General features: G+C 70.8%; 30 protein-coding genes. 12 read left to right on the plus strand and 18 right to left on the minus strand.

What is annotated here, in order from left to right:
• Positions 1-28 precede the first annotated feature (28 nt).
• The 11 genes from HHX30_RS10070 to HHX30_RS10120 all read right to left on the minus strand — a co-directional run bounded on the left by HHX30_RS10070 (position 29) and on the right by HHX30_RS10120 (position 6,312).
• Complete coding sequence (locus HHX30_RS10070) at positions 29-265, minus strand: hypothetical protein (protein WP_169981621.1); 237 nt, start codon at positions 263-265, stop codon at positions 29-31.
• Between the two features lie 98 nt (positions 266-363).
• Positions 364-780 (minus strand): gas vesicle protein K, encoded by a 417-nt coding sequence (locus tag HHX30_RS10075; protein WP_211591835.1) that lies wholly within the window; start codon positions 778-780, stop codon positions 364-366.
• The gene (locus tag HHX30_RS10080; protein WP_169981622.1) at positions 777-1,076 is read right to left on the minus strand and encodes a gas vesicle protein; all 300 of its coding nucleotides are present in this window, start codon (positions 1,074-1,076) and stop codon (positions 777-779) included. Before HHX30_RS10080 ends, HHX30_RS10075 begins: the two co-directional genes overlap by 4 nt.
• Positions 1,073-1,885, minus strand: a complete 813-nt coding sequence (locus tag HHX30_RS10085; protein WP_169981623.1) for a GvpL/GvpF family gas vesicle protein — start codon at positions 1,883-1,885, stop codon at positions 1,073-1,075. Before HHX30_RS10085 ends, HHX30_RS10080 begins: the two co-directional genes overlap by 4 nt.
• The gene (locus tag HHX30_RS10090; RefSeq protein WP_169981624.1) at positions 1,878-2,330 is read right to left on the minus strand and encodes a gas vesicle protein; all 453 of its coding nucleotides are present in this window, start codon (positions 2,328-2,330) and stop codon (positions 1,878-1,880) included. Before HHX30_RS10090 ends, HHX30_RS10085 begins: the two co-directional genes overlap by 8 nt.
• Positions 2,327-2,761, minus strand: coding sequence for a gas vesicle protein GvpO (gvpO, locus tag HHX30_RS10095; RefSeq protein ID WP_169981625.1), 435 nt, complete (start codon positions 2,759-2,761; stop codon positions 2,327-2,329). Before gvpO ends, HHX30_RS10090 begins: the two co-directional genes overlap by 4 nt.
• 7 nt (positions 2,762-2,768) lie before the next feature.
• Positions 2,769-3,002, minus strand: a complete 234-nt coding sequence (locus HHX30_RS10100; RefSeq protein ID WP_169981626.1) for a gas vesicle protein GvpG — start codon at positions 3,000-3,002, stop codon at positions 2,769-2,771.
• Between the two features lie 19 nt (positions 3,003-3,021).
• A complete protein-coding gene (locus HHX30_RS10105; RefSeq protein WP_169981627.1) occupies positions 3,022-3,813 on the minus strand; it encodes a GvpL/GvpF family gas vesicle protein in 792 nt (263 codons plus the stop codon).
• Between the two features lies 1 nt (position 3,814).
• The gene (gvpJ, locus tag HHX30_RS10110; RefSeq protein ID WP_169981628.1) at positions 3,815-4,231 is read right to left on the minus strand and encodes a gas vesicle protein GvpJ; all 417 of its coding nucleotides are present in this window, start codon (positions 4,229-4,231) and stop codon (positions 3,815-3,817) included.
• A gap of 66 nt (positions 4,232-4,297) precedes the next feature.
• Positions 4,298-5,722, minus strand: a complete 1,425-nt coding sequence (locus HHX30_RS10115; RefSeq protein ID WP_169981629.1) for an SRPBCC family protein — start codon at positions 5,720-5,722, stop codon at positions 4,298-4,300.
• Between the two features lie 5 nt (positions 5,723-5,727).
• Complete coding sequence (locus HHX30_RS10120) at positions 5,728-6,312, minus strand: hypothetical protein (RefSeq protein ID WP_169981630.1); 585 nt, start codon at positions 6,310-6,312, stop codon at positions 5,728-5,730.
• A 338-nt stretch (positions 6,313-6,650) separates the two neighbouring features.
• On the opposite strand from HHX30_RS10120, the gene HHX30_RS10125 reads away from it, so the two are divergent.
• The 6 genes from HHX30_RS10125 to HHX30_RS10150 all read left to right on the plus strand — a co-directional run bounded on the left by HHX30_RS10125 (position 6,651) and on the right by HHX30_RS10150 (position 9,232).
• Positions 6,651-7,127 carry an Asp23/Gls24 family envelope stress response protein gene (locus tag HHX30_RS10125; protein ID WP_169981631.1) on the plus strand — a complete coding sequence of 159 codons (477 nt, stop codon included), beginning with the start codon at positions 6,651-6,653 and terminating at the stop codon, positions 7,125-7,127.
• Entirely contained in the window at positions 7,124-7,462 is a 339-nt protein-coding gene (locus HHX30_RS10130) for a hypothetical protein (RefSeq protein ID WP_311922277.1), read from the plus strand. Before HHX30_RS10125 ends, HHX30_RS10130 begins: the two co-directional genes overlap by 4 nt.
• A gap of 2 nt (positions 7,463-7,464) precedes the next feature.
• Positions 7,465-7,650 (plus strand): hypothetical protein, encoded by a 186-nt coding sequence (locus HHX30_RS10135; protein ID WP_169981632.1) that lies wholly within the window; start codon positions 7,465-7,467, stop codon positions 7,648-7,650.
• 2 nt (positions 7,651-7,652) lie between these two features.
• Complete coding sequence (locus HHX30_RS10140) at positions 7,653-7,985, plus strand: Asp23/Gls24 family envelope stress response protein (RefSeq protein WP_211591836.1); 333 nt, start codon at positions 7,653-7,655, stop codon at positions 7,983-7,985.
• The gene (locus tag HHX30_RS10145; protein WP_169981634.1) at positions 7,960-8,568 is read left to right on the plus strand and encodes a DUF6286 domain-containing protein; all 609 of its coding nucleotides are present in this window, start codon (positions 7,960-7,962) and stop codon (positions 8,566-8,568) included. Before HHX30_RS10140 ends, HHX30_RS10145 begins: the two co-directional genes overlap by 26 nt.
• Before the next feature lie 88 nt (positions 8,569-8,656).
• Positions 8,657-9,232, plus strand: a complete 576-nt coding sequence (locus HHX30_RS10150; protein WP_169981635.1) for an alkaline shock response membrane anchor protein AmaP — start codon at positions 8,657-8,659, stop codon at positions 9,230-9,232.
• Between the two features lie 3 nt (positions 9,233-9,235).
• Here the strand turns inward: HHX30_RS10150 and HHX30_RS10155 are convergent, their stop codons facing one another.
• Positions 9,236-9,592, minus strand: coding sequence for a DUF488 domain-containing protein (locus tag HHX30_RS10155; protein WP_169981636.1), 357 nt, complete (start codon positions 9,590-9,592; stop codon positions 9,236-9,238).
• A gap of 192 nt (positions 9,593-9,784) precedes the next feature.
• Here HHX30_RS10155 and HHX30_RS10160 point away from each other — a divergent pair, with 192 nt between their 5' ends.
• Positions 9,785-10,918, plus strand: coding sequence for a GH12 family glycosyl hydrolase domain-containing protein (locus tag HHX30_RS10160; protein WP_211591837.1), 1,134 nt, complete (start codon positions 9,785-9,787; stop codon positions 10,916-10,918).
• A 99-nt stretch (positions 10,919-11,017) separates the two neighbouring features.
• Here the strand turns inward: HHX30_RS10160 and HHX30_RS10165 are convergent, their stop codons facing one another.
• A complete protein-coding gene (locus HHX30_RS10165) occupies positions 11,018-11,209 on the minus strand; it encodes a hypothetical protein (protein ID WP_169981638.1) in 192 nt (63 codons plus the stop codon).
• A 153-nt stretch (positions 11,210-11,362) separates the two neighbouring features.
• Positions 11,363-15,340 (minus strand): discoidin domain-containing protein, encoded by a 3,978-nt coding sequence (locus tag HHX30_RS10170; RefSeq protein ID WP_311922321.1) that lies wholly within the window; start codon positions 15,338-15,340, stop codon positions 11,363-11,365.
• 468 nt (positions 15,341-15,808) lie between these two features.
• Here HHX30_RS10170 and HHX30_RS10175 point away from each other — a divergent pair, with 468 nt between their 5' ends.
• Together HHX30_RS10175 and HHX30_RS10180 are read left to right on the plus strand one after the other, a co-directional pair.
• Complete coding sequence (locus tag HHX30_RS10175) at positions 15,809-16,741, plus strand: GerMN domain-containing protein (RefSeq protein WP_169981640.1); 933 nt, start codon at positions 15,809-15,811, stop codon at positions 16,739-16,741.
• A gap of 266 nt (positions 16,742-17,007) precedes the next feature.
• Entirely contained in the window at positions 17,008-17,454 is a 447-nt protein-coding gene (locus tag HHX30_RS10180) for a hypothetical protein (RefSeq protein ID WP_169981641.1), read from the plus strand.
• Between the two features lie 7 nt (positions 17,455-17,461).
• Here HHX30_RS10180 and HHX30_RS10185 read toward each other — a convergent pair whose 3' ends face one another.
• Together HHX30_RS10185 and HHX30_RS10190 are read right to left on the minus strand one after the other, a co-directional pair.
• A complete protein-coding gene (locus HHX30_RS10185; RefSeq protein WP_169981642.1) occupies positions 17,462-19,414 on the minus strand; it encodes a hypothetical protein in 1,953 nt (650 codons plus the stop codon).
• A 28-nt stretch (positions 19,415-19,442) separates the two neighbouring features.
• Positions 19,443-19,709 carry a hypothetical protein gene (locus tag HHX30_RS10190; RefSeq protein WP_169981643.1) on the minus strand — a complete coding sequence of 89 codons (267 nt, stop codon included), beginning with the start codon at positions 19,707-19,709 and terminating at the stop codon, positions 19,443-19,445.
• A gap of 418 nt (positions 19,710-20,127) precedes the next feature.
• On the opposite strand from HHX30_RS10190, the gene HHX30_RS10195 reads away from it, so the two are divergent.
• Positions 20,128-20,496 (plus strand): group 1 truncated hemoglobin, encoded by a 369-nt coding sequence (locus HHX30_RS10195; protein WP_169981644.1) that lies wholly within the window; start codon positions 20,128-20,130, stop codon positions 20,494-20,496.
• 71 nt (positions 20,497-20,567) lie between these two features.
• A complete protein-coding gene (locus HHX30_RS10200) occupies positions 20,568-21,911 on the plus strand; it encodes a glycoside hydrolase family 36 protein (RefSeq protein WP_169981645.1) in 1,344 nt (447 codons plus the stop codon).
• 30 nt (positions 21,912-21,941) lie between these two features.
• Here HHX30_RS10200 and HHX30_RS10205 read toward each other — a convergent pair whose 3' ends face one another.
• Both HHX30_RS10205 and HHX30_RS10210 read right to left on the minus strand, forming a co-directional pair.
• Positions 21,942-23,120 (minus strand): ImmA/IrrE family metallo-endopeptidase, encoded by a 1,179-nt coding sequence (locus HHX30_RS10205; protein ID WP_169981646.1) that lies wholly within the window; start codon positions 23,118-23,120, stop codon positions 21,942-21,944.
• On the minus strand, positions 23,107-23,892 hold the full coding sequence (locus HHX30_RS10210; RefSeq protein ID WP_169981647.1) for a hypothetical protein: 786 nt from the start codon (positions 23,890-23,892) through the stop codon (positions 23,107-23,109). The genes HHX30_RS10205 and HHX30_RS10210 overlap by 14 nt, the downstream gene beginning before the upstream one ends.
• Positions 23,893-24,031: 139 nt before the next feature.
• Between HHX30_RS10210 and HHX30_RS10215 the strand changes: the two genes are divergently transcribed.
• The gene (locus HHX30_RS10215; RefSeq protein ID WP_169981648.1) at positions 24,032-24,949 is read left to right on the plus strand and encodes a DUF72 domain-containing protein; all 918 of its coding nucleotides are present in this window, start codon (positions 24,032-24,034) and stop codon (positions 24,947-24,949) included.
• Positions 24,950-24,966 lie beyond the last annotated feature (17 nt).

Consider the following 24,966-nt stretch of genomic DNA (forward strand, 5'->3'; position numbering starts at 1 on the left):
GTGTCACAGGGGCCGCCCGGCCGCCCTGTCACGCCCCCAGCTCGCGGGCCACCGTGTCGAGCCGGTCCGCGAGCTCGCCGAGCCGCAGGTCGTCCACCGGGCCGTCCCCCACCAGGCTCCTCAGGTCGCGCCGGCTGGCGATCACCAGGCCCTCGGCCCGCTCCTCCGGCACGACCTCGCACCGTCCGCCCACCAGCACCAGCGTCGCGTCGGGCGACGACGACTCCAGCAGCGCGCGGACCTCGTCCCGGCCGACGACACTCATGACGACTCCTCCGCCCCGATCGATTTCCGACCCGATCGATTTCGGGCCCGATCGATCCCCTGCGCCTACCCCTGCCACCTGGCCGTACACGCCGCCGGTCACGGCGCGTCGGTGGGCAGCAACGTGCCGAGGGGTCCCAGGTCGAGGTTGAGCTCGGACGGCGAGACGTCGAACCGCTCGCACAGCTCGGTCATGGCCTCCTCCAGGCGCATCAGCGTCACGCCCAGCGTCTCGACCTGCTCGTCCGACAGGTCGCCCTGGTCCATCCGCCGGATGGCCTGCCGTTCCACAAGCTGGCGCACCAGCTCGACGAGCGTCAGCACCAGGCGGCTCAGGTCGCGCCGCACCGCCTCCGGGTCGGTGTTCAGCCGCCAGGGGCCCGCCCTCGCGGTCTCCGCGCCGGCCGTGCTGACCGTGCTGTCCGTGCCGTCCGCCCCGGTTGGCACGCCCATCCGCCACGGTCCCTTCGCGGTGTCCCACGCTCCGTTCCTGGTCTCACCACCGGCGCCGGTCATCCTCGTTCCCCCTCCTGCCGGGGCCGATATCGCCCGCTCTCCGCGTCCGGCCGGCCGAGCGGGTCGAACGGCTCGGTGCCGCGTACGGAGCCGAGCAGCGCCCGCAGGGAGATGCGGACGAGGTCGATGTCGGCGATCGACAGCACGATGTCGCCGGTGATCACCACGCCGCCCGCGAGCAGCCGGTCGAGCAGGTCGACGAGCGCCACGCGCTCGGGCGGCAGGCGGCCCCCGGCGGCGAGAGAGGTGTCCCTCTGCCGCTCCGGCAGGTACGCCGGAGTGCCGCCGGGCGTCATCGCACACCTCCGGCCCGGTCGGCCCCGAGGTCGACCGAGGTGAAGGAGTAGGGCGCCCACGGGCCGGTGAGCTCGACGTCCAGGAACCGGTCGCGGAAACCGCCGAGCACGGCGGCGAACTCCTCCTCGCGGGCCGGATCCACCAGATAGGCGCCGTTGAGCACCATCGCCTCGCTCCGCCCGGACAACTGGGGGTCCTGCGGGCGGTGGCGGAGACTCGCCACCGCGAACCGTCCCAGTTCGGCGTGCAGGTCCTCGGCCCGCTCGGCCGCCGCGCGCCACAGGTCCTCTCTGCCGCGCAGGTTCTCCTTCTTCCGGCGCAGGTACGCCATGCCGGGGCTGTCGCCGCCGGCCGTGGTCGTGGCCGGAGGCACCGGCGCGGGCTGCGGCGTCTGCCTGCGCAGGTACGCCTTGACGCCCCACTCCCGCCGCCCCGCGACCCGCGACAGGATCTCGGCGAAGTCGTCGTGCCGCCGGTCGAGCAGGTCGCGGACCTGCTCCTCGCCGGTGTAGACGGTCACGAGGCGCACGGGGGCCGTCGGCCCGGCCGCCGCCAGCGCCTCGACGACCCGGTGGTGGGCGCGGGCGACTCCCTCCACCCAGTCGAGGTCCTCCAGCGAGCGGCGCAGCGGTTCCTCTCCGAACCGGTCGAGGGGCACGTCGCTGACATGGGCCACGAGCCCGACGTGGGAAAGGGGCCGGACCGGCCCGTCCAGCACGCCACGCAGGTCACGAGGAGGCTCCCCACCCGGCGTCACCGCGTACAGGTAGACCCCCTGTCCGGGGGCGTCCGTGTGGTTCTCACTCATGACCGGGCTCCGTTCCGGGGGAACGGCCGAGCCGCCGGTCGCGGGCCTCGGCCTGGCGGTCGCCCCGCCGCTCACCCGCACGTTCGCCCGCTTCGAGTTCCGTCCGCTCCTCCCAGGCGAGCAGGCGCTCCTCGACCGCGTTCAGGCGCTCGCGGAGCCGCCGGTTCTCCTCGACCAGTTCGCGGTCCTTGCCGCTGAGCCACGGGTCGCGCTCCCACCAGTCGATGCCGATCTCCCGCGCGGTGTCCACCGAGGCGATGACCAGCCGCAGCTTGATGGTCAGCAGCTCGATCTCCAGCAGGTTCACCCGGATGTCGCCGGCGATCACGATGCCCCGGTCGAGCACGCGCTCCAGGATGTCGCCCAGGTTGGTCGACTCCCGGCCCATCACGGGCGGCGGCGCGTACGACTCGCGCAGGACGGGACGCGAGCGGGGATCGGTCATAGCCCACCGCCGTAGGCGCCCGTGCCGCGCCGGTAGGTCCGGGTGCGCCGGTAGGACATGAGGTTGCCCTCGTCGTCCACCTGGCACTCGTAGATCGACAGCATGTCGCTGGTGGACGGGATCCTGCGGTCCTCGACGACCTCGACGTCCACCAGCCAGCCGTCCTCCACGGGTTCCACCGACGTGACCCCCTCGGTGTCCTTGGAAGTCAGGTCCGCGATGTACCGCAGGCCGAGCCGGCCGGCGGACACCGCGTTCAGCGCGGCCCTGCGCCGGCGCGGCTCCGCCCCGCGCTCACCTCCGCGCTCGTCCTCGTCGTCGCCCTCGGACTCGCCGTACGGCCCGTCCTCCCCGGCGGGCACGCCGGAGGAGGCCCGCCGCCGGTACGGCGCGGCGTCCTCGTCGTACCGGGCTCTCCGCCGGGGAGGCATGGGACGATCACCCCCTCCGCGGGCCGCTCATGAGCCTGAGGATCTCCTCCACGGCCTGGGCCTCCTCCTCTTCGGAGATCTGGCCCGAGCGCCTGGCCTCCTCGATGGCCTCCAGCCGCCGCCGGACCGCCGCCGGGTCCCTCAGCTCATGCTCGACCTGCTTCTGGATCAGCTCGCCCAGCCGGATCACTCCGTGGACCGGGGCGAGCGGCCAGGTGAACAGCGCACTGATCAGTCCCACGGCGGCCTCCCCTCTTGGGTCACGTGGTGACGAAGTCGTACGGCGCCATCGGCCCGAGCAGGCGGACCTCGACCCGGTCGCCCCACTCGGAGCGCAACTCCCCGACGGCGCGTTCGAAGTCGGTCTGGCGGTCGTTCTCGACGAGGAACGCGACGTGCGCGGCGTCCCGCTCGTGACTGGGATCCCGGACGACCACGCCGGCGGTGAAGGGCTCGAAGCGTTCGACGACGGCCTGCGTGTCGGCCTCGCGCTTCGCCGCGATGATCTGCGTGATCAGCTCGCCGAGCCGGATCCGTTCGTTGCGCGTCACCTCTTCCGGCAACTGCCTGATCCGGTCGCGCAACTGTCTGGCCTCGGCGTTCTCCGTCAGCACCTCGACCAGCACCGGCTGCTCGGCGTACCGCGCCTTGAGGACGAACTGGGCGCGCCCCTCGATCTGCTTGAGGGCGGCCGCGAACGAGTCGTGGTGCGGGGCCAGCAGTTCCTCCACGACCGCCTCGGGCGTGGTCATCACCGCGCCGAACCGCAGGGGGAGCACGGGGACCTCGGCCGCGGCCTCGTCGAGCAGCTGCTCGTGAGCCACCAGGTCCTGTGCACGGCCGAGGGGGCGGTCCACATCGACGTCGCTCACCAGAGCCGCGATCTCACCATGGCGGATGATCTTGACCTGGCCGGGGGGCTCACCCACGCCGACGGCGTCCTCGCTGATCTCCACGTCCTCGGGGAGGATGCCGTAGACGTAGCACGCGGTGTCGCGCCGGGCGGCCTCGGCCCGGTCGCCCGCCCCGGACTGCTTGATGGAGCCCGACATCTCAGTCATCCTCCCGTCGACGACGGCGGGCACGCGGGGCGGGTTCTTCCTCCGCGTAGCTCGCCAACATGTCCTGCAGCTTCTCCCCGGCCGCCTCCAGCACGCCCTGGGCCACGCCCTTGGACTTGCCGCGAGCGATGCTCTGGGGCGCGCTCGACAGGAGGTCGGGCAGCCCCTGCTGCTGCGATGCCAGGTCCAGCCGGTTCACCGCCTCGGCGAAACGGAGGTAGGTGTCGACGCTCGCGACGACGACGCGTACGTCGATGGTGAGAATCTCGATGCCGACCAGTGAAACCCGTACGTAGGCGTCGATCACGAGGCCCTTGTCCAGGATCGTGTCAATGACGTCGGCCAGGCCCGATCCCGATGACCGGCCCGGCAGTCCGCCGCCACCCGCTGGTGGAACGGCTACCGTCATGCGTTTCCCCTCCTCGAGTGTGTGATGTCTGTGATCATTGGCCGCCCCCGCCGCCGCTCGTGTCCGCTACTGCGAGGACCGGCGGCGCCGGATCAGCGGACGGCGCGCCGGCTTCCGCTGGTCGCCCGTCTTCTCGGTCTCCTCGCCCCTGCGCGTCCGCTCGCCCGGCTCCTCGGCTTCCTCGTTCCTGCGCGTCTGCTCGCCCCTGCGGGGCTCGCCGCCGCGGTCCTGCCCGGCCTCCGCTTCGCGCCGCCGGTCCGGTGCCCGCGTGCCGCGCTCCGCGGGTTCGGCCCCGCGCCTGCGGGTGGCCGTCGACCCGCCCTGACCGCCGGCCGCGGCGCCCGCGTAGGCGGGCCTGCGTGCCCGCCCGGGCTCCTCTTCCTCTTCCTCTTCTTCTTCCTCCTCCTCGTACGGCTCCTCCTCTTCGGCCTGCTCCTCGGGCTCCTCCTCGGGCTCCTCGGGCTCCTCGGGCTCCTCGAACTCCTCCTCGGGGCCCTCCTCGCGCTCGCGCTCCTCGCGCAGCGCCGTCTCGTGGTCCTTGACGACCTGGCTGTCGCGGATCTCGCCCCGCCAGCCCTCGACGTCGTCGGGATTAAGCAGGGCGTTGGTCATGACGTGCCGTCTGAAGTGCTTGAACTCGAGCCGGACCCGGCGGCCCTGGGCACGCCACAGGTTCCCGATGCGCTCGAAGAGACCCTGCGGGTGATACTCGACGACGAGGAGCACCCGGGTCAGTTCGGGAGTTACCTCGTGGAAGGTCACGCTGCCGTCAGGGAAGCCCTTCGGCCCCTGCGAGCGCCAGATGATCCTGCTGTCGGGGACCTGCTCGATGATGGTCGACTCCCACGTGCGGTGGGACCAGAAGATCTGGGCCTTCCAGCCGAGCTTCTCGTCGGACTTCTGCTCGACGGTCTCGACCTTCTTCATGAAGCTCGGCCAGTCCTCGAACTGCGTCCACTGGTTGTAGACCAGGCGGATGGGCGCGCCGACGTCGAGTGACTCGACGATGTTGGTGACCTTGAGCTTCTTGCCCTTGCGGCCCTTGCCCCCGCCCCCGCCGCCGAACAGGCCCTTGATCTTCTCCTTGCCGTACGCCATGAGGGCCGCGCGTACGGGGTGACTGCCCCCGCCGTCCTCGGTGAGAGCACTGAGCAGGCCGCCTCCGCCCGTCGCACCGAGCCGGTCGGCCACCGTCTTGAGCAGTCCCCGGGCGTCCCGGCCGCCGGTGAGGACGCCGAGCACCCCGCCGAGCGCCTCCCGTCCGCCGCCCTCCTTGCCGGTGAGCGCGCTGAACAGCCCGGAGCCGCCGTGTTCCACGTAGTCGGTGAGACGGCCGGCCAGGCCGTCGATCTTCTCGGCGACCCGGGACAGGGCGCGCTCCGCGACGGCGGTGGCGAGGTTCTGGAACTCCTCCCCGAGCCGCTGGGTGGGCAGCGTCCCCTCGTCCGGCGCCCGCGTGCCCTGGTCGCGTTCCCGCGTCTGTTCGGTCATCGGTCTCACCGCCTCCGCAGCACGGGACGGGTGGGACGGATCCGGGGCCGGCGCCGCTCCTCGGGTTCGGGCTCCTCGGCCTCCTCCTCGTGGGGCTCCTCCTCGTGGGGCTCCTCCTCGTGGGGCTCCTCCTCGTACTCCTCTTCCTCGTCGTAGGCCTCTTCGCGCTCGGGTTCGCGCCGCGGCGGGCGGCGGCGGGGCGCGCGGCGGCGGCTCTCCTCCGGCCGCTCCTCTTCTTCCTCTTCCTCCTCCGCGGCCCGGCCCTTGCCCTTGGGATGCCGCAGCGCCTCGGCGCGTTCGTGCAGCTTGTCGCTCAGGTTGTCGATCTGCTTGCTGGTGGCGCGCATGGCCGCCGCCTTACCGATGTCCAGCAGGTCGCCGCGCACGCGTTCGGTGATCTTGCCGACGTCGGGGGCGGCTCCGCCCAGGATCTTGGGGACCTGTTCCAGCAGGGCGCCCGCCGCTCCCTCTCCCTTGAGGCGGGCGGCGAGGATGGCGAGCGCCAGCATCAGCGCGAAACGGAGCTTCTGGTGCCGGCCGAGGTAGTAGCCCGCGATGACCGCCAGAGCCACCTTCAGTCCGTCCTTCATGATCGCGCCTCCTACTGGCCCGCCCCCGTAGCGCCGGCCCCCGGACGACCGCCCGGCTCGCCACGCGGCGCTGCGACCCGACTGAACGGTATGAATGCCCTAGACGGGCACAGAAAAACTCGATCTCGGACATACCGGTCAGTTTTGGTCCGACTTGATCTCCGCGTTAAGGCCGTTGACTCTGTCTCCGCCGAGGGCTCGTCCCCCTTGGGGGGTTCGAGAGTTTCCGCTGACCCAACCTCGCCCTGCCTGGTCTGATTACTGTGCGCAAATTGGGTATCACGGGCATGTATCGGCGGGAAGCGGCACGAACCGCGCGTACGAAGCGGGGGAGTCACATGACCGAAACCAGAACGTCGACCGCGACCGTCGAGCAGGCGTCCGGGCGGTCTTTCGGAGTGCAGGGCGGTTCCGGCCTGGTGACCGAGCGGGGCCGCACCACGATCGCCGACGGAGTGGTCGCCAAGATCGCCGGCATGGCGGCCCGCGAGATCGACGGGGTCCACGACTTCGGCACCGGCACGGCTCGCGCGTTCGGCGCGATCAAGGGCGCGTTCGGCGGCGAGGACGGCGTCACCCGGGGCATGGCGGTGGAGGTCGGCGAGCGGCAGGCCGCCGTGGACATCCATCTCATCGTCGAGTACGGCGTCGCGATCCCCGACCTCGCGCAGGCGGTGCGTAGTCACGTGATCCGCGCCGTGGAGCGCATGTGCGGGCTGGAGGTCACCGAGGTGAACATCGCGGTCGACGACGTCCACCTGCCGAGGCAGGAGGAGGCGCAGGAGTCCGCCGAAGGGGAGCCGCGAGTCCTGTGAACACCGTTCCGGAGAGGGCGGACGTGGAGCGGGAGGGCGAGGAACGCGAGGTGTCCGCCCGGCGGCTCGCCGACCGCGTGCTGTCGTGCCCCGACGTCGCCGGCCTGTCCCGGGGACCGTTCGGGGTGGTCGCGACATACCTGCCCGGTGGTCAGGTCGCGGGTGTCGCCATACGGGACGACGCGATCGAGGTCGACGTCGTCGCCCGGTACGGCAGGCCGCTGCCGGAGGTGGCAGACCTGGTCCGTGACGCGATCGGCGGCCTCGCGGGCGGCCGCAGGGTGGACGTGACGATCGCCGACGTGGTCACTGACGACAGTGGAAGGAATGATTGATCATGGAAGGGTATCCGGTCTGGGCCCTCGCGGGACTGCTGTTCGGCACCGTGCTGGGGGTCGTCGGGGCCTTCGGCGGCCTCAACGCGTTCCTCATCGTGCTGGTGCTCGGCATCGTCGGGTTCTTCGTCGGCATGGTGCTCGAAGGCGGCGTGCGCCTGCCGCAGATGCACCCGAGACGGCAGTGAGCGTGCCGACGGCGCGCGGGACGACGACGATCTCGGACCGCGCCTTCACGAGGATCGCCGAAAGGCTGGCGAGCGAGGACGAGCACGTGACCGGCCGGCCCCACGTGTCGGCGTCGGTGAGCGGGGCGGTCGCGGCGGTCCACTACGACCTGGCTGTGCGCTACCCGGCGCCGGTGCCGCGGCTGGCCGCGGAGATCCGCGAACGAGTGCGGCGGCGGCTGCGGGAGCTCACCGGCATCGCCGTGGAGAACGTGGACATCGAGGTCGTGGAGCTGGTGCCCGAGCAGCGGCCCGGGCCGAGGAGGGGCGATGACCGAAGGACGAGGCCCGTCTGAGAAGCTCCCGCTCTTCGTGCCTGCTCGGGGGTTCGAGGGCGCGAGAGCCAGCCGGGCCTTCCGGCCCAATCGGGGGCTGCCCGCCGCGGTCGCCGCGCTCGCCCTGCTGGCGATCGGCGGTCTGACCGCCGCCCATGTGGTCGCCGCGCTACTGGGGCGTCCCATCAGGATCGTGCCGTACGAGCAGTGGGCACGCTCGGCGAGCAGCATGGCCTGGAACGACGACCGGGCCCTCGCGGTGGCCGGCGCGCTGGCCCTGATCGGCCTGGTGCTGATACTGATCGCGGCGGTTCCCGGACGGGGGCGGATGGTCGCGCTGCGCACCGGGGACCCCGACCTGATGGTCGGCCTGCCGCGACGCACGCTGGCGCGGGCGCTGAGAGCCAGGGCGAACGCGGTGGACGGGGTGCGCGCGGCCGGGGCGCGGATGCGCGGCTGGCACGCCGACGTGTCGGTCCGGACCGACCTGCGCGACACGGCGGCGATCGGGGAGCGGGTGCGAGCGGCCGTCGGCGACGAACTGGCCCGGCTCGCCCCGGCCCACCACGTCTCGCTGCACGTCCGGGTCAACGGCCCGTCCTGACCACGAGGGCCCTGGTGGAGCGCTCACGAGCCGTGGCACATCAAGCCCGCTTCGCACGGTGGCGGACAAGCGCTGGAGGAGATCGGCTGTGAGGACGAGATCGGGCAAGGGCAACCGCATCGGGCTCGCCCTGTGCGGGCTGGTGCCGCTGGTCGCGGGCGGCCTGGCGCTCGCGCGGGCGCTCGGCGCCTTCGGCGGCGCGGCCGCGCGGCGCCCCGTGCTGGACGCCGGGACCAGGAGCTTCGCGGCGACGACGCAGTGGTTCTGGCCGGTCGTGGCCGCCGTGGGCATCGTGCTCGCGCTCATCGGACTGGCCTGGCTGCTGGCGCTGCTGCGGGTCGACCGGCTGCGCAGACTGCGCCTCGAGTCGGGCACGGCGGGGGTCACCGAGGTCGACGCGCATCCCGCGAGCGAGGCCCTCGCCGAGCAGGTCAGCGCCTATCCGGACGTGCGCAGGGCGCACGCCGTGCTGCGCGGCCCGTCCGATCACCCACGCCTCGACCTGGGTGTCTCCGCCGTGGAACCGGCCGACCTCGGGGCGCTGGTCACGCGGTTGCACGACGAGGCCGTCCCGAACCTGCGCACCACGCTCGGCCTGCACCGCCTTCCCGCGATGGTCCGGCTCAACCTCACCGGCGGCCACCGGACCCGCGCGACCCACTAGCCCCTACCGGCTCTCGGACAGGATCTCGGCGAGGACGGCGGCCTGGCTGTGCTCGACGTCCCTGGTCGCGGTGAGCAGGGTCAGCGGCCCGTTCTCCATGAGCCGGCGCAGCCGGTCGAGGGCGGCGCGCCGCTCGGGGTCGTCCAACTCCGCGAGGTAGCGGCTGCGGAACTCGGCGAACCTCTCCGGGACGTGGCCGTACCAGGAGCGCAGCTCGCCGGACGGCGCCACGTCCTTGGCCCATTCGTCCAGGTGAGCGGCCTCCTTGGTGAGGCCGCGCGGCCACACCCGGTCGACCAGCACCCGCGTCCCGTCCCCGGGCGCGGGGTCCTCGTACACGCGACGGACCGTGACGGCCATCGCCTCACCTCCTCCTGCGGCCATCCTCCCCAGCGGGTGACGGCGTACGCCGGGCGTCCGGCAGCCGGACAGGGCGTGCAACTGAAAGTTTCACTCACGGTAAGGGTGTTGTCGCTGGTCGAGATTTCGTCCACATTGTCGACCAAAACGGGCCATGTCACGCGTCTTTGCCCGATGTCTATCGTCCGGGGCATGAGGATGCGATTGATCACGGCGGGCCTCGCCATGCTCGGCTCCGTCGCCGCGTCGCTCGTCGTCGGTCAGGCGGCGCACGCGGACACCACGATCTGCGAGAAGTACGGATCGACCACGATCCAGGGCGGCAAGTACGTCGTCATCAACAACGTCTGGGGCAGCGACGCCCAGCAGTGCATCAACGTCACCAACACCGGCTTCACGGTGACGCAGGCGGGGCACAACAAGGCGCAGAACGGCGCGCCGGCGTCGTACCCCGCCGTCTACGCCGGCTGCCACTACGCCAACTGCTCCAGCGGCAGCGGCCTGCCCCTCGCGGTCAGCAACAGCCAGTTCAACACGGTCCAGACCAGCGTCAGCATGAGCTACCCGGGCTCGGGGGTCTACGACGCCGCGTACGACATCTGGTTCGACCCCACGGCGCGCCGGGACGGCCAGAACACCGGCGCCGAGCTCATGGTCTGGCTGAACCACACCGGCTCGGTCCAGCCCGTCGGCTCGAAGGTCGGCACGGTCAATCTCGCGGGCGGCACGTGGGACGTCTGGTTCGGTAACACCGGCTGGAACGTCGTCTCCTACGTGCGTACCTCCCCGACGAACTCCATCAACTTCGCCGTACGGACCTTCTTCGACGACATGGTGAACAGGGGTTACGCCCAGCGGTCGTGGTACCTCACCAGCGTCCAGGCCGGATTCGAGCCCTGGGTGGGCGGCGCCGGCCTCGCGGTCAACAACTTCTCCTACAGCATCGGCGGCGTGGTCCAGAGCCCCTCGCCGAGCCCCACCGTCTCGCCGACCGGCGGGAACGGCAACGGCGGCGGCGCCTGCCGGGTGAGCTACAGCAAGAACGAGTGGCAGGGCGGCTTCACCGGCAACGTGACCGTCACCAACACCTCCTCCAGCCCGGTGAATGGCTGGAACGTCGGCTTCTCCTTCCCGAGCGGCCAGAGGATCACCGGCTACTGGAGCGCCGACGTCACCCAGAGCGGGTCGTCGGTGACCGCGAAGAACCTGTCGTACAACGGCTCGATCCCGGCCGGCGGCAATGTCTCGTTCGGCTTCCAGGGCACCTGGAGCGGCTCGAACGGCGACCCGACCGGCTTCACGCTGAACGGCACCCGCTGCTCGTGACGCCCTGACACCACACCCTGGCGGCTCCCGGCCCGTCGGATGAACACGAGAAGCGCCCCGCCGTCCTTGAGACGGCGGGGCGCGTCGGCGCGGGGTGACTCAGAGGTGGCGCCAGCACATGCCGTAGCCGCCGCCGTCCCACTCGAAGCACCAGTCCCACACCCACTCCATCTCCATCGCCTGGGCGGGAGCGGAGGTGACGGCGCCGGCGGAGACGCCGATCACGGCACCCGCGAGGACGCCGAGCAGGGCGGCCACGGCACGCCTGCCGATTCTGGAGAAACGCGACATCAGCTGAACTCCTTGTGCGGTCGTCGGAACGCGCACGAGCCCATCACAGGGTGGTGGTGATCGACTTGTGGACCAGTTGTACGCGCGCCGGGACCCTCGCAGGACGGCGAGCGCCGCCGGAGAGGAGTCTCTCCGGCGGCGCTTCTCATGTGATCAGGGGTTGATGTCGATGGTGAAGGTGGACGTGGTGTTCCTGACGTCCTGGTAGTTGTCGCTGAGCCGCAGGTTGTTGAAGGTCACCGATCCGACCGCCGGGCCCTGGTTCGGCTCCGGCATCTCGTTCGCCCAGAGCCCGAAGCCCGACTTGGCGTCGAACGCGTCGCCGCTCCGGTGCGCGCCCGAGATCGAGACGTTGGTGAAGATCGTGTCCTTGATGGGGTTCTGCGGGCGACCGTTGTCGTAGTTGGTCTGGAACATGATCCCCGAGTACGTCGGATCGACGATGTCCACGTTGCTGACGCGTATGCCCTGGAACACCTTCGAGGCGGAGAAGACCCAGATCGCCGGGAAGGTCTGCTGGCCCCAGAAGTGACCGCCCGCGCGGACGATCGAGATGTTGTCGAACACGGTGGGCGGGCTCGCGCCGAAGCCGTTCATCGGGTAGCCGAAGTCGAGCGAGCTGATCGTGATGCCGGAGTAGGTCAGCGTGTCCGCGATGTAGATGTTCCTGAACGTGTTCGCGTACCCGCCGTAGACGGCGATGCCGGCCGCGCGCCACGGCAGGATCGCGGTCAGGTTCTCGTAGACGTTGTTCTTCTCGTCGGCGCCTCCCGCGTCGATCGCCGAGAACAGCGCGAAGCTGTCGTCTCCGGTCGTCCTCGCCTCGATGTTCGAGACCAGGTTGTCCGTGCTGCCGTTGGTCATGTTGACGCCGTCGGCGAAGGTGTCGCGGATCCGCGAGTTCTTGATCGTGATGTTGTCGGTGTTCGCGCCCCAGTACATGCAGACCTGGTGCTCGACCCAGATGTTGTCGATCGTCATGTTCGCGACGTTCTGCCAGTCGAACACCTTGCCCGGCCCGTCGATGCGGGTGGTGTAGTTGCCGAAGTAGGCGAACCCGGAGAACACCGAGCCGTTGGCCGACGACTCCGCCCGGAAGCCGATGTCGGTGTTCTCCTGCGTCGACGGCGCGTGGAAGCGGGTGAACCACGGCCCGGCGCCGGCCACCTTGACCGCCTTGCCGTACACCTGGAACTTGCTCGACGTCTGGTAGTCGCCGGGCGGCAGGTAGACGCCCACGAGCTTGCCCGTGGTGTCCATCCGCACCTTGTCGAGCGCGTTCTGCACGTCCTGGTGGGTGAACCCGGCGGGCACGGCGTACGTCGCGGGGTCGGGGTTGGGGATCGCCGACACCTGCTCCAGGTTGACGAAGTCGATCGCGTACGTGGAGGTGTTGGCCGCGTCCTTCTGCAGCCGGATCTTGCTGCCGGCCGGGACGGTCGTCCCGAGCATGACGTTGGCCTCGTCGTAGATGTGCCGCGGGCCGCCCGCCCCCGGCGAGTTGCCGGGGGCCTTCTCGTCGCCGTACAACCAGGCGTACTTCGAGGTCAGGTTGACGGCCTTGAGGAAGGTGCCGTTGACGTAGACGTTCAGCGTGGCGTCGGTGCCGCCGCCGCCCGGCGCGTCCGGGATCGAGAAGCGGGTGACCAGGGTGTTGGTGCTTGCCCTGGTCGTCCACTCGACGTAGCCGCCCGTCGTGGTGAGCCGCACGGCCCGGCGGCCGGAGGCCTCGCCGGCCAGGTCGCCGATGGTCCGGTTGGGACCGACGACCGTCGCCCCGCCGCCGGTCACGCCGTCCTCGGCCTCGTACATGTCGTACGGCATGTTCGCGCCGCGGCCGGCGAAGAACGGCAGGCTGGAGGTGTTGTTCGCCTGCTTGACCGGCAGCTCGTTCGCGTCGGCGGCGAGCACCGTCTTCACCGTGTATCTGCCGTTGACCGCCGTCCACGTGCCCAGGTTCACCGGGCCCGTCGTGGCACCGGCCGCGATCGCGCCGCTGTAGGAGCCGGTCAGCGTCCTGACCACGGTCCCGGCGTCGTTGACGATCGTCAGCGTGATCCCGTGGGCGCCGCCCGCCGACGCGACCGCGCCCTGGTTCTTGATCGCCACGGTGAACGTCACGGGGTTTCCGCCGGCGGGGTTGCCCGGCGACCAGCTCACCGGCGAGGCCACCAGGTCGGAGCTGTCCACCGGCTTCACGACGAGCGGCGACGAGGCGGTGAAGGAGTTGTTCGTCTCGTTCTGCTCGATCACCGCGTTCGACTCGTCGACCTTGGCGCTCAACGGGTAGCTGCCCGCGTCGCGCCGGCCGATGTCCGCCGTCACGGTGGCCGAGGCGCCGGCCGCGAGCGCGCCGACCGGCGCGGTGCCCGCCTTGGCGCCGCCGAGATAGAAGTTCACGGTGGTGGCGCCGGAGCCGAGGCTCCCCGCGTTGCGCACCGTCGCCGACAGCGTGACGGCGTCGGTCTCGGCCGGGGACGCGGGGGAGGCCGACAGCGCGGTGACGGTCAGGTCGGGGTTGGGCGCCGGGGTCCCGATCACCTGGAACTCGGCGATCTGCCCGGCCGGGGCCCCGGAGTTGGCGGTGAACCTCAGCTGCACGTCGGCGACCGTGCCGGAGGCCGGAATCGTCACCGTGTTGCCGGTCGCCGGGTTGAAGGTGTAGGTGGCCGCGCCGGTCAGGGTGGTGAACCCCGACGCGCTCTGCTCGCGGCCCAGTACCTGGATCGTCTGTGTACGGGTGGACCAGGCGGCGGCGGGGTCGAGCTTCAGCACGACCGAGCTCACGACGGCGTTCGAGCCGAGCTGCAGGGTCAGCGTCTGCGGGTAGGAGCCGCCCGCGCCCTCCCAGTACGTCGTCAGGTCGTTGTCGTTGGCGTTGGCCGCGACGTACGTGAACGTGGAGGAGGAGGCGGTGATCGGCTTGCCCACGGCCATGTTGGAGCCGCCGCCCGAGCCGTTGCGGGTGACGGCGTCGCTGTCGGCCGACTCGTTGCCGGCCGCGTCCTTCGCCCGCACGTGGTACGTCACGGTGGCGCTGCCGGGCTGGGTGTCGGTGTAGGTCGTGATGTTTCCGGCCACGCTGCCGCGCAGAACGTTGTTCGCGTAGACGTCGTAGCCGGTGACGCCCACGTTGTCGGTGGAAGCGGTCCAGGTGAGCTTGACCTGCCCCGGCGTGGTCTCGGTGTAGGCGAGGTTCGAGGGTGCCGTGGGGGCCTGCGTGTCACCGGTGGGCGCCGAGCCGTACACCTCGAACTCGGCGATCTGCCCGGCAGGCCAGGCGGTGTTGGCGGTGACGGTCAGCCGGACGTACCGGACGTTCGCGGTGGAGAAGGTGATCGTCACGGTGTTGCCGCTCGCCGGGGTGAAGGCGTGCCCGGCGGAGGCGGCGAGGGTGGAGAAGTTCGTGCCGTCGGTGCCGCCCTGCACGGCCAGCGTCTGCGTGCGCGCCTCCCAGGCGGGCGGGAGCTTCAGCACCACCTTGCCGACGGCTGCCGGGGCGCCGAGGTCCACCTGGAGCCACTGGGGGAAGGCGTTGTTGGCGCTCTCCCAGTAGGTGCCCTGATTGCCGTCGTTGGCGTTGCCCGCGCCGTACACGTCGGCGTGCGCGCTCTCCCTCATGGTCTTGCCGAGGGCGAGGTTGCCGGTGGCCGCGGCGGCGCCGTACACCTCGATTTCGGACAGCTGGGCGGCGGGCCAGCCGGTGTTGGCGGTGACGTTGATCCGGACGTACCTGGTCGTGGTCGCGGCGAAGCCGATCGTCACCGTGTTGCCCGAGCCGGGGGCGAAGGATCGGCCCGCGGAGCCCGCGATCGCGGCGAATCCGCTCCCGTCGGTGCTGCCCTGCACCGACAGCGTCAGGGTGCGGGCCTCCCACGTCGCCGGCAGCTTGAGCACGACCTGGTCGATGCTCCGCGCGCCGCCGAGGTCGACCTGGGCCCACTGGGGGAAGGCACTGCCGGCGCTCTCCCAGTAGGTGCCCTGGTCACCGTCGTTGAGGTTGCCCGCGACGTACGGGCCGTTGGTGCTGCTCGCGGTCACGGGGCGGCCGGCCGCGAGGTTGGGGCCGCCCGCGGCAGAGGCGGGGGAGAGGGGCGCGGCCACGGCGAGCAGGCAGGCCGCGACCAGCACGGCGATCAAGCGTGATAAGGGGACGTGCGTTTTCGACATTCGCGTTCCTCTGTCCGGCAGGAACCGACCGGCGGGCCATCCGATCCGCGCGGTCGTGGGGGGATTTGGAGACCGGGGCGCACGAGGTCGCGGCGGCGACCGGTTGCCCACTGCCGTGGCCGACATCACCTCAGGTCCTTTCATACGAAAGGTGACGGTGGCGGGGCGCACGGACGCAGTGCTTCCTGCCGGAACTTGCGGAGAACCGCAAAGTCTCGATTTAGAACTGCAAATTTCTTACATCAAGTTGCCCAGATGTTACATACGGCCCACGTCGCCGTCAACGGGGTAGAGAAGTCGGGCCGAAAGGCCCGTCCCCGATCCGTGTCCACCTGGGGATACTTCAATTGGGTGCCGGTACCGGAAACGGGTCCGGTGCCCACTCGCGGGTCCCCCAACTCGCGAAAGGAACCCGGCAGAGGAGCCCTCATGTTTCTGCCCCCCAAGCGCTCGCTCGCGGCGTTGGCCGTGCCGCTGGTGAGCGCGACCACCCTGATGGCGGTCCCGGCCACCCCGGCCGCCGCCACGTCCGTGCGACCGGCCGCCGCCGCTCACGCGGCCCCCCGCGTGGCGACCCTGGTCGACGTGCGCGCCTCGCACCACCCCGGACTTGACCGGGTCGTCTTCGAGTTCAGCGGGCCGCTCCCGGCACGGCGGAGCGCCCACTACGTGTCCCGGCTGATCGCCGACGGCTCGGGCCGCACGGTCCCGGTGGCCGGCGACGCGATCCTCGGGCTCCGCTTCGGCGGCGCGGCCGGCCACGACCAGAACGGGCGCCCCACCTATGGGCCCGCTCGCGAGACCTTCGCGCTGCCCGGCGTGATCCAGGTCGTCAACGCGGGCGACTTCGAGGCGGAGCTCACGTTCGGCATCGGCCTGGCCCGGAAGTCGTCCTACCGCGTCTACACCCTCACCCGCCCGAGCCGGGTGGTCGTGGACGTCAAGACGCCCTACCGGACCGTGCCGGTGGGGACGTACTTCCTCGACTCCCGGGCGTACGCCGCAGGGCGGCGGCCGTACACGGTGGCGGTGTCGCGGCCGGTGACGCCGCCGTCCACCGCGCGCGGCGCGCTGCAGCGGCTGTTCGCCGGGCCGACGCAGGCCGAGTACGCCAAGGGCCTGCGTTTCGTCGCCTCGGGGGCCACCGGCGTCCGTTCGGTCGTCGTCCGCGACGGGGTCGCCCACGTGCGGCTCACCGGTGCGGTCGCGAGCGGAGGGTCGGCGTTCACCGTCGCCGACGAGATCATGCCCACGCTCAAGCGGCTTCCCGGCATCCGCTGGGTGAAGATCTACGACGCCCACGGCCGCACCGAGCGCCCGAAGGGCCGCTCCGACTCCATCCCGGAGAGCCTCGAACCGTGACGGCGTGAGGGCCGGGGACGCCCCCGGCCCTCGCACCCCGCACCGAGCCCGGCCCTCGAGCCCTTAGGCGTGTACCTACGGGCCGCTCGTCATCGCAGGTGAATGAGCACAAGAAAGAGCCGAGATAAGTACAGCCGCTGAACAGGGTCGGCTGGAACGGCTCACCTTTGATAGGTGAGCCTAGGTATCTCGGTAAACGGGACGTACGATGGGCCGGTCGGTTGACATGATGATGTATGGCGTGACTTGGTTGTCTGGAGGGTTGCATGACGCTTCGCCTGCGGCTTATCGTCTCGATTTCCCTGGCAGCCGGGCTGACACTGTCCGCATGCAGCGAATCGGAACCAACCGCAGCCGAAGCCGGCCAGGTCCTCAAATCTCACATTGACCAGACCGTGAAGAATGCCGTGTCCACCGACGTGGAGGTGGCCGATCCCGGCGGCAAGGACATCGCCTGTGGAAATGGAAAGTACAAGCGCACCTATGCCGTGCAAGCTAAGAGTGTCTGGTCCTTGGATTCTCAGGCCATCATCACGGGGCTGATCGGTGCCCTGGATTATGCCGATACGAACTACAAGCTGGTCAGCGCTGATACGAATCCGCCGCGTCGGGTCGCGGTGAGCGACCAATACCATACCCGGATCGTGCTTTCCTCTCCTGCCCGGGATCGACTGATGGTGAGTGGCGAGACGGAGTGCCTGCCACTGGAGTGATGTGCTATCACTCGTATGGCGATGCGCCGCCAGTTTCTACGTCTTTTTTCGCTCCGTTAAAGGCTATCTTCGTCCTGATCTGTGCCTCGCCGAGTTCTCGCTTGTCCAGTCCGCCGGAGCCGTTGGCGATGAGCCAGTTGTCGAAGTTGCGTACGGCTTCCTTGTTCTTGGCGATCTCGGAGAAGGGCAGCAGCGTGCCGTCGGCTCCGGTGATCGGCGCGTTCGAGAAGCGTGGGTCGTTCGGCGGGACCTTGGCCGTGAAGCCGTTGGACATCAAGATGTTCGCCAGCCAGGTCTCACGGGCCATCCAGGCGGCGCGCTCCTTTTCGTCCAACTCACTCATCCGGCTGTTGCCCGGAGTGACGCCCGGTTCGACGATGAGTGGGGAGAAGCTGGACACCCCCACCCACAAGATCTGCCCAGCCATGCCCGGAACGGCCAGCCCGGCGACGCCGAGACCGAGGCCGTACGCGAACATCTCCGCCTTGACCCGGGCCTGGTCCTCGGCGTCGAGCTTTCCCTGCACCTCCCGCTCGGTGGAGAACTGCATGCCGGCGACGTAGCCGAGCGCCCGCATCGCCCGTTCGAGGTGGTCGGTGCTCTTACCGTGGTCCATCTTCGCGGCGGCGTTGACGATCCTGTCGGTGAGGTTGCCCATCCCTTCCTCGAAGGGCTTGATGTGCGAGGCCGAATCCGCGAACGTTCTGACGAATTCTTTGGTGTCCTTCGGGCTGAGGCGGAACACCGGATTCAGGCCGGGCACGATTGTCTTGACCGGTCCGAAGGCGCTGGGCTGGGTGCGGTTGGCGTCACTGAGGTTGGCTCCCTCGGTGAATTCGGTGGCATAGGAGCCCGCGATCTCGGCCATGGACACCTGCATCGGTCGGAGGACACCGAGCTTGGGCATCTCCCGGATCACATCGAAGGCGAACTTCGCGGCCTCGGCGGAATGGGCCCCGTCTCTCTCGTCGTACGCTCCGGAGGCCGTGGCCAGGACCCGGCCGAAGGCGTCGGCGACGTCGTTGCCCGAGGCGACGGATTCGCTGTAGTCCAGGAACTGCTTCATCTTCTCGACCTGGGTGAGCTTGACCCCGTCGCCGCCCATCTGGGTGAAGGCGGCGCGGGCGGCCTTGCCGTCCCCGACGAGGACCTCCAGTGCGAGGGCGACGGTGTCGGGGGAGTAGCCGTACGTTCTGCTCTCGTCGAGGCCGGCGCCGGTCCGGTCCTGGCGGGGGTTCTTCACGAAGTCGTCCAGTGCGAGGGAGCGGGCGGCGGCCACGCGCACGCTGGTCGGTGCCTTCGCTCCGACGAGCAGCGCGAGCCGGTTCCACGCGGTCTCGCGACTGCCGGGTCTGCTCAGCAACTCGGCCTTCACCTTCTCGAACGCCGGGACGCCCCCGGGGGCGCGCAGCGCGGCGCCCAGGGCGGCGCTGAAGGCGGCGAGATCCTGCCTGGCCGTCGGGCTGCCGGTGTTCATGAGCAGGTTGGGCAGCGCGTCGCGCACCTTCGCCGGTAGTGCGGCGAAGAACGCCGCGGCGGCGGCGGGGTCCTCGGCCAGTGCGGCGATCTCCTTGATGTGCTGGTGGGCGAGCTCGCCCTTGGTCCCGACATCGATGGCGGGGTTGGTGAGGATGCCGGTGCCGTACATGAGGCCCAGGTCGCGGCCGGCCGCGAAACTGTCCAGCGCGTCGGGCAGGCGGGCGAAGGTGTGGTCGCCGGTCCCGTTCAGCGCTTTGATCAGCTCGGCCCGCTCCGACAGCGTTGGGGCCTGGCTTCTGCCCCAGTCGGCGACGGCGGCGATCTGCGCGAGTGGCGTGGTGCTCACTCCGTTGGCCCGGAAGAGCCCCTCGAAGTCGGTGGCGAAGGTCGTGAGCCGGTCGGACGCCTGGCGCAGGTCGGCCGCCATGGCGTTCATCGCCGCCGGGTCGATGCCGCAGAAGTCACCGCTGGGGGATGTCATCGCGTCCTTCCTCGCCGTGGCTACCGGCTCAGGGGCGTCCGGTCAGCCGGCGACGGATGAGCTCGGCCTGGGAACGGGTCACCATCGCCGGATGGCGGTGCAGTTCGTCCTCGATCGCGTTGGTCATCTGCCGTACGAGCTGTGCCAGGCGGTGGTGCCGGTCGGCGACCTCGGTAGTCCATTTCGTGGCGGTCGGTCCCGTCCAGACCTTGCCGGACCGCATCGACGCGTAGACGCGCTGGTATGCCTGCCCGACCTCCTGAGATCGGTTGTGTACCTCTTTGAGAAGTTCCACCAGCTGTGCGTGGCGAGGATTGGGCACCATCTCTTCCGCCACGCCGCCCCCTGCTGCCGCCCGCCGCTCGCCCCCGAGTCGCATTTGATGTCAAAGGTAGACATAGCCCTCAAGCGTCGGCAACCCCGAAATGGCCCAGCATATCGAGAGTGAATTCGCTGACGCTTTTCTTGTCGTGAAGGCGAAAAACGTCCTCCCCGGTGGGACCGTATCCCCGCCTGTCTTCCGTCACCAGTGGGAAAAGGCAACTACTTGGAGCGACAACCGGTACCCGTACCAGCCCCCGCCTGTGGCCTTTTCGGTCGTGTCGACCGGGTGAGCGCACGGCTACGTACGTATTTCCGTCTCGTAATCGGCCCGTAACAGTCCGTGGCGATCGTCGTGGGCACGAGGTCACACAGGCGCGGGAGGAAAGCGTATGGGGTCCATCTTCGATCGGATCGGCGGTTCGGACGCGGTCGTGGCCGTGGTCGACGTGTTCTACGCGCGGGTCGTCGCCGACCCGATGCTGCGCGGCTACTTCGCGGACGTGGATATGGCCAAGCTCAAGGCGCACCAGCGCAGCTTCGTCGCCGCGGCGCTCGGCGGCCCGCAGGAGTATCGGGGCAAGTCGATGGGCGAGGCGCACGCCGGGCTCGGCATCACCGCCGAGGAGTTCGGCCAGGTGGTCCTCCACCTGACCGGTGCGCTTGAGTCGTGCGGCGTCGACGCCGAGACGATCGGATCCATCGCCGGCGCCCTGGCTCCGCTGCGGGAGCAGATCGTGGAGAGCGCCGTCGCCGCCTGACTCCGGGCGGGTCCGTCCACGCGGTGAGACAGAGCTTGACCCTTAACCGGTTCATGGCTGGACTGGTCGTGATGAGAATCGCGACCGAGGACATCACCGCGCTGAACGTGGACCCGGCGAGGGCCCGCGTGTACGCCGAGGGCTGGCAGTCCTGGAGCCTGACGGCCCCCCTCCCGCTGGCCGAGACGCCGTACCGGGTGACGCTGCCGAACTCGCTCGTCATCGACTGCCACTACTGCTCGGCCCCCGACGAGGGCGTGTTCCGGGGCGAGGGGCTGCTGGCGGTCGACCCCGGAGACGGCGGGCCGGTCCACGTGTTCGGAGCCGAGACCGCCGCTGCCCGCGTGCCGGTCGTCGAGGCGCGGCCGCGCGGCCGGCAGGTCGTGATCGCCGCGGACGCCCCCGTGCGCCACACGACGGCCGGTGGCGGCCTGGAGACGGCGCTGGCCCGGTGGGGCGACGCCTTCGCCGGGCAGAACGGCGGTGTGCGCCCGCGCCCGTCGCCCACGGTCTGGTGCTCCTGGTACCAGTACTTCTCCGGCGTCACGCAGCGGGACGTCGAAGAGAACCTCGCGGCCATGGACGACCTGACGCTCCCCGTGGACGTGGTGCAGATCGACGACGGCTACCAGGCGGCGCCGGGCGACTGGCTGGTCTCGTCGGGCCGTTTCGACGACCTGCCCGGCCTGATGCGCCGCATCCGCGACCACGGACGGCGGGCGGGCATCTGGATCGCCCCCATGGTCGTGGCGCGTAAGAGCGAGTTGTTCTCGGCTCACCCCGAATGGCTGGTCACCGATCCGGAGAGCGGAGAACCCGTCGTCGCGGGAGACGTCCTCGGCGACTCCTGCGCCGCGCTCGACCTCACGCACCCCGGCGCGGCCGAATACCTGGCGGACGTGCTGCGCACCATGCGCGGCTGGGGCGTCGACTACTTCAAAATCGACTTCGTGTACGCCGGGGCGCTGGAGGGCCGCCGCCACGAGGACGCGACGGGCGTGGAGGCCTACCGGCGCGGCCTGCGGCTCATCCGGGAGGCGATCGGGCCGGAGGCGTACCTGCTGGGCTGCGGCGCCCCGATCCTGCCCTCGGTCGGCATGGTCGACGCCATGCGGGTCGGTCCCGACATCGCCGCCTACTGGCGGAGCCCGACCGGTCATCCGACCGAGCCCAGCCAGGCCAACGCGACCAGGAACACCGTCGCCCGCGCCTGGCAGCACGGCAGGTTCTGGATCAACGACCCCGACTGCCTGATGCTCCGCCCGGAGGTCGAGCGCCGGGAGGACTGGGCCCGCACGGTGGAGCGCTACGGCGGCCTGCGCGCCTCCAGCGACCGCCTGTACGGCCTCGACGCGTGGGGTCTGGAGACCACCCGGCGCCTGCTCACCCCCGGCGACCCCGCCCCACTTGTCTGATCTTTCGCCCGAGCTCGGGCTCCGCCGACCCTAGGGGACGAGTCTCAGCTCCGGGCGGTGGGCGGGCAGGCCGATCAGCTCCCGCACCCTCGGGACCGGCCAGGCGAGCTCCCGGGCGAGCGCGGGCACGGTGAGCCCGGTCTCGGCCGCCGCCATCTCGAACGCGCGGCTGAGCAGGACGGGCTGCTCGCCGGGGTAGCCCGACACCGGCTCGGTGGCGAAGCCCGGCTGGTCGCGCAGCGCGGCGAGCCGCTGGTAGGCGCGCCCGGCCGCGGAGTCGGACAGCAGTCCCACCTCGCGGCACCGGTACAGCAGCGAGTCGACCGACACACCCCAGACGCGGCGCAGCTCCGCGAGCCGCCGCAGGTCGGCGCGTGCGGGCAGGCTCGGCAGGATGCTGTCGCGCGGGGTCAGGAACTCCGCGGCGAACGAGTCCGCCTCGCGCTCCTGCTGGGTGTCCCCGGCCGCGGCGTCCCCGTGCAACACCAGGTGTCCCAGCTCGTGGGCGGCGGTGAACCGGTGCCGGTAGACGTCGTCGAACCGGTTGGGCGTCAGCACGACGATGGGCCGGGGCAGGCTGGAGGTGGAGAACGCGTCCACCGTCACCGCGTCCTCGTCGGCCTCGGGGAAGACGACGACGATCCCCCGGGACTCCATGTGCCGCACCAGATGGCTGATCGGTCCGGTGCCGAGCCCCCAGTGCGCGCGCAGCGCGCGCGCCGCACCCGCCGGGTCACGCGGCAGCGCGCTGCCCGAGTCGACCTCGCCCCCGGCGAACCCCGGCAGGTCGGCGTGCGGGAGCCGCACCCGCTTCTCCAGCGCGTACGTCAGCTCCCAGACCTGCTCGACGAAGGCCACCGCCTTGGCCCGCTGATAGGCCCGGGTGGAGCGCAGGCTGCGGAAGTGCGCCATCGAGCCGTCCAGCTTGCCGTGCGGACGGCCGGGCAGGAAGAAGGCCGCCGGGACCGCGAGCACCTCGGCGAGGAGCGGGACCAGGTCGGGACGCGGCCGGGTGACCCCCGCCTCGTACTGGCCGACCGCCGCGGGCGACACCCCGATGCGCTCGGCCACCTCCTTCTTGGTGAGCGCGGCCAGCCGCCGCGCCTGCGTGAGCCGCGTGCCGTCGAAGGCGTCCGCCACGGCCTGCGGGCTCGGTTCGGGCGGGATGCCTCCGTCTCCGGCCGGGCGGAGCCGCCTACCGTCCTTCATGGGCCGCGGCGTCCGGTGCGTACGGTGCGTCACCGGTCGCGGGCAGGGCCGTCGCGCGCTCGTGGCGTGGGCGGGGGTTCAGCGCGGGAGCCGGCATCGCGCCCCCGGCGAACGGGGACTCCTGTCCGGCCGGGGTCACCAGGGGCAGCCCGGCGGGCAGGGCCCCGGCGAGCGGAATCTCCTCGCAGTGGTGCCAGTGCAGGCTGCCGGTGCGGTCCAGCAGCTCGGCCTCGCCCCACCACACGTCGAGGAGACCGGCCCGCGCGTTGCAGGCGTACGCGATGAGGATCAGGCGGGTGTCCTCGGGGAGCCGGGTGAGCGCACGGGCGGCCGGAGTCGCGGGCTCCGGCAGGGCGGCCTCGACGCCGCCGAGCGCGAGCTGTTCGGCCCACGGCTGCGGGCCGAACCTGGTGAACAGCGCCTGGACCAGCCCGGACGGCCTGCCGTCGCCGATCCGGGCGTTGACCACGCTCACCGAGCGGTCCTTGGCGTAGCGGAAGGGGAACAGCAGGTTGCCGCCGAGCACGACGAGCTCGTGCTGCGAGCCCGGCGGCTTGACGGTCACGACGTCGGGCATGTCCGCGAACGTGCTGGCGAGCGCCTCGAACTTGCGCGACATGAGCGTGAAGCCGAACGGGTGGAGGAGGTCGGTCCGCGCCGTCTTCTGGGCGTCCTGGGCGTTCTCCAGCGCGAGTGCCAGCGCCTCGATCACCCCCTGGCGGATCTGCTCGGCACGCGGGCCGAACGTCTCCAAAGCCCAGGTCGACGGCATCGCCACCTCCGGTGTGCATGCTTTGAGCGGCCGCCGGGGACACCGGAGGCACTTTACTTTCCAACATCATAGACCCGCCGATGCTTCACAGGTCACTTCTGTCGCACCGGTCTGCCGGCAGGCGTGCCTATCGTGAGATATGGGGACGATCCTGGTCGGCACCGCGTCGTGGACGGACAAGACGCTGCTGGAGTCGGGGTGGTATCCGCCCGAGGTCACGACGCCCGAGCAACGCCTGCGGCACTACGCGAGCCTGTTCCCGGTGGTGGAGGTCGACTCGACCTACTACGCGCCGCCCGCCGAGGCCACCGTACGGCTGTGGGCCGGGCGCACGCCTGCGGACTTCACGTTCGACGTCAAGGCGTTCTCGCTGCTCACGCGGCACCCGACCCGGCCGGCCGCGCTGCCGAAGGACCTGCGGCCAAGCGGCGCGGGCAAGAACCTGTACGCCCGCGATCTCGACCCGAAGGTCGTGGACCAGGTCTGGGAGCGGTTCATCGGCGCCCTGCTGCCGCTGCGGGAGGCGGGCAAGCTCGGGGCGGTGCTCTTCCAGTTCCCCCGGTGGTTCCCGATCGGCAGGGCGAACAAGCAGTACATCCTGGAGTGCGGGCGGCGCTGCGAGCCGTTGCGGATCTCGGTGGAGTTCCGCAACCACACGTGGATGAGCGAGGAGAACCAGGCGGAGACCCTCGATTTCCTCCGTTCGTACGCCATCCCGTACGTCTGCGTGGACATGCCGCAGGGCTACCCGGACTCGATCCCGCCGGTCGTCGCGGCCACGTCCGACCTGGAGGTCGTCCGGTTCCACGGGCACAGCGACAAGTGGACCAGCCACGACATCCACGAGCGCTTCGGCTACCGCTACTCGCTCGACGAGCTGAGGCGGTGGGCGCCGAGGCTGCGCGAGCTCGGCGGCCGGGCGTCCACGACCCACGTGCTGATGAACAACTGCTACCGCGATCACGCCCAGACCAACGCCCGCCAGCTCGCCGCCGTCCTGGCGGGCCTGCCGGACTGCGACGTACGCCCCAGGCCCGGCGGCACGCCGGAGGCCTGAACGCGCCCCGCCGGGAT

Origin of the sequence: Microbispora sp. H10836, from assembly GCF_012999525.1 — a bacterium.
Lineage (GTDB): Bacteria > Actinomycetota > Actinomycetes > Streptosporangiales > Streptosporangiaceae > Microbispora.

Bases quoted from the DNA above. Each gene is read 5' to 3' on its own strand.
- HHX30_RS10070 (WP_169981621.1), bottom strand. From the start codon at position 265: ATGAGTGTCGTCGGCCGGGACGAGGTCCGCGCGCTGCTGGAGTCGTCG.
- HHX30_RS10075 (WP_211591835.1), bottom strand. From the start codon at position 780: ATGACCGGCGCCGGTGGTGAGACCAGGAACGGAGCGTGGGACACCGCG.
- HHX30_RS10080 (WP_169981622.1), bottom strand. From the start codon at position 1,076: ATGACGCCCGGCGGCACTCCGGCGTACCTGCCGGAGCGGCAGAGGGAC.
- HHX30_RS10085 (WP_169981623.1), bottom strand. From the start codon at position 1,885: ATGAGTGAGAACCACACGGACGCCCCCGGACAGGGGGTCTACCTGTAC.
- HHX30_RS10090 (WP_169981624.1), bottom strand. From the start codon at position 2,330: ATGACCGATCCCCGCTCGCGTCCCGTCCTGCGCGAGTCGTACGCGCCG.
- gvpO (WP_169981625.1), bottom strand. From the start codon at position 2,761: ATGCCTCCCCGGCGGAGAGCCCGGTACGACGAGGACGCCGCGCCGTAC.
- HHX30_RS10105 (WP_169981627.1), bottom strand. From the start codon at position 3,813: ATGTCGGGCTCCATCAAGCAGTCCGGGGCGGGCGACCGGGCCGAGGCC.
- gvpJ (WP_169981628.1), bottom strand. From the start codon at position 4,231: ATGACGGTAGCCGTTCCACCAGCGGGTGGCGGCGGACTGCCGGGCCGG.
- HHX30_RS10115 (WP_169981629.1), bottom strand. From the start codon at position 5,722: ATGACCGAACAGACGCGGGAACGCGACCAGGGCACGCGGGCGCCGGAC.
- HHX30_RS10120 (WP_169981630.1), bottom strand. From the start codon at position 6,312: ATGAAGGACGGACTGAAGGTGGCTCTGGCGGTCATCGCGGGCTACTAC.
- HHX30_RS10125 (WP_169981631.1), top strand. From the start codon at position 6,651: ATGACCGAAACCAGAACGTCGACCGCGACCGTCGAGCAGGCGTCCGGG.
- HHX30_RS10135 (WP_169981632.1), top strand. From the start codon at position 7,465: ATGGAAGGGTATCCGGTCTGGGCCCTCGCGGGACTGCTGTTCGGCACC.
- HHX30_RS10145 (WP_169981634.1), top strand. From the start codon at position 7,960: ATGACCGAAGGACGAGGCCCGTCTGAGAAGCTCCCGCTCTTCGTGCCT.
- HHX30_RS10155 (WP_169981636.1), bottom strand. From the start codon at position 9,592: ATGGCCGTCACGGTCCGTCGCGTGTACGAGGACCCCGCGCCCGGGGAC.
- HHX30_RS10160 (WP_211591837.1), top strand. From the start codon at position 9,785: ATGAGGATGCGATTGATCACGGCGGGCCTCGCCATGCTCGGCTCCGTC.
- HHX30_RS10165 (WP_169981638.1), bottom strand. From the start codon at position 11,209: ATGTCGCGTTTCTCCAGAATCGGCAGGCGTGCCGTGGCCGCCCTGCTC.
- HHX30_RS10175 (WP_169981640.1), top strand. From the start codon at position 15,809: ATGTTTCTGCCCCCCAAGCGCTCGCTCGCGGCGTTGGCCGTGCCGCTG.
- HHX30_RS10180 (WP_169981641.1), top strand. From the start codon at position 17,008: ATGACGCTTCGCCTGCGGCTTATCGTCTCGATTTCCCTGGCAGCCGGG.
- HHX30_RS10185 (WP_169981642.1), bottom strand. From the start codon at position 19,414: ATGACATCCCCCAGCGGTGACTTCTGCGGCATCGACCCGGCGGCGATG.
- HHX30_RS10195 (WP_169981644.1), top strand. From the start codon at position 20,128: ATGGGGTCCATCTTCGATCGGATCGGCGGTTCGGACGCGGTCGTGGCC.
- HHX30_RS10200 (WP_169981645.1), top strand. From the start codon at position 20,568: ATGAGAATCGCGACCGAGGACATCACCGCGCTGAACGTGGACCCGGCG.
- HHX30_RS10205 (WP_169981646.1), bottom strand. From the start codon at position 23,120: ATGAAGGACGGTAGGCGGCTCCGCCCGGCCGGAGACGGAGGCATCCCG.
- HHX30_RS10210 (WP_169981647.1), bottom strand. From the start codon at position 23,892: ATGCCGTCGACCTGGGCTTTGGAGACGTTCGGCCCGCGTGCCGAGCAG.
- HHX30_RS10215 (WP_169981648.1), top strand. From the start codon at position 24,032: ATGGGGACGATCCTGGTCGGCACCGCGTCGTGGACGGACAAGACGCTG.